Annotated in this window: 1 protein-coding gene; it reads left to right on the forward strand. The window is 58.3% G+C overall.

The window, feature by feature from the left end; all coding sequences use genetic code 11:
* Window positions 1-47: 47 nt before the first annotated feature.
* A partial coding sequence (locus QU481_RS23740; RefSeq protein WP_289832396.1) for an IS630 family transposase occupies window positions 48-856 on the forward strand: 809 nt, incomplete at its 3' end.

Consider the following 856-nt stretch of genomic DNA (forward strand, 5'->3'; position numbering starts at 1 on the left):
TACTAACCTTTTAGAAAGTAATGCCATTTCATGTGATAATTTTCTTCATGAAATGCAAACGAAACTCTGACGCCCGCGGGATTGACCACCACACCCTCCAGGTCATGCGCCAGCAAGCCGTCAAGGCGATTCGAGAGGGCCAATCGGTGCAAAGCGTAGCAGCCGCCTACGGTGTCAACCCGCGCACGGTGTTTCGCTGGTTAGCAGACTTTGCCAATGGCGGCCAAAACGCCCTGCTGGCCAAGCCGATCCCGGGGCGTCCACCGAAGGTGACGGCCGATGAGATGAGCTGGCTGGCCAAGGCGGTGAAAGACAATACGCCGCAGCAGTTCAAGTTCGAGTTTGGGCTGTGGACGCTGTCGCTGATCGGCGAACTGATTCGCAGGGAGTTTGGCAAGAAGCTGTCGCTGGCATCGGTCAGCCGCGTGATGAAGCTGCTGGGTTTTTCCGTCCAGAAGCCGCTGTATCAGGCTTGGCAGCAGGATGCCGCATTAGTCCGGCAATGGGAAAGCGAGACCTATCCGGGTATTCGGGAGGAAGCGAAGAAGGCCGGGGCCACGATCTATTTCGCTGACGAGTCCGGTATTCGGTCGGACTACCACACGGGAACGACGTGGGCGCCGTGTGGCCAGACGCCGGTGGTGAATGTGACCGGCCGGCGCTTCTCGCTGAACATGATCTCGGCGGTCAGCCCACGCGGCGACTTCCGGTTCATGGTGCATGAGGGTTCGGTGACGGCGACGGTGTTTCGTGAATTTCTGAAGCGGCTGATGATTGGTGCGGAAAAACCGGTGTTTGTGATCGTCGATGGCCATCCGATCCACAAGGCGAAGCTGGTCAGGGACTATGTGGAGAG

This window comes from Crenobacter oryzisoli (assembly GCF_030385785.1).
Taxonomy (GTDB): domain Bacteria; phylum Pseudomonadota; class Gammaproteobacteria; order Burkholderiales; family Chromobacteriaceae; genus Crenobacter_A; species Crenobacter_A oryzisoli.